This window comes from Peribacillus muralis (assembly GCF_001439925.1).
In the GTDB taxonomy this organism is placed as follows: Bacteria; Bacillota; Bacilli; order Bacillales; family DSM-1321; genus Peribacillus; species Peribacillus muralis.
Window position 1 is genome coordinate 854 of the sequence record NZ_LMBV01000041.1, and the last position, 824, is coordinate 1,677.

The window sequence follows — 824 nt, forward strand, 5'->3', positions numbered from 1 at the left end:
ATTCCAAGGAGCGCAAGGGTTCCAAGGTCCACAAGGGTTCCAAGGTGCTCAAGGATTCCAAGGTCCGCAAGGCGTTCAAGGTGCGCAAGGATTCCAAGGTTCACAAGGGTTCCAAGGTCCACAAGGATTCCAAGGTCCACAAGGGGTTCAAGGTCCACAAGGATTCCAAGGAGCGCAAGGGTTCCAAGGACCACAAGGATTCCAAGGTCCACAAGGGTTCCAAGGTCCACAAGGATTCCAAGGTCCACAAGGTGCACAAGGGCCACAAGGATTCCAAGGAGCGCAAGGGTTCCAAGGTCCACAAGGATTCCAAGGTCCCCAAGGGTTCCAAGGTCCGCAAGGTGCTCAAGGATTCCAAGGACCACAAGGGTTCCAAGGTCCGCAAGGGTTCCAAGGTCCACAAGGGTTCCAAGGTGCTCAAGGATTCCAAGGTCCACAAGGATTCCAAGGTCCGCAAGGCGTTCAAGGTCCACAAGGATTCCAAGGTCCGCAAGGGTTCCAAGGTCCGCAAGGGTTCCAAGGTCCGCAAGGGTTCCAAGNACAAGGATTCCAAGGAGCGCAAGGGTTCCAAGGACCACAAGGTGTTCAAGGTCCACAAGGATTCCAAGGAGCGCAAGGGTTCCAAGGACCACAAGGTGCGCAAGGTCCGCAAGGGTTCCAAGGTCCACAAGGGTTCCAAGGTCCACAAGGGTTCCAAGGTCCGCAAGGCGTTCAAGGCCCACAAGGTGCACAAGGGCCACAAGGATTCCAAGGATCACAAGGATTCCAAGGTCCGCAAGGGTTCCAAGGTCCGCAAGGGTTCCAAGGTCCGCAAGGGTTCCAAG

Annotated in this window: 1 pseudogene; it reads right to left on the minus strand. The window is 55.8% G+C overall.

The features are described from left to right. Nucleotides 1-539: pseudogene (locus ASU00_RS26470) on the minus strand (hypothetical protein); the annotation flags it as partial. Between the last annotated feature and the right edge of the window lie 285 nt (nt 540-824).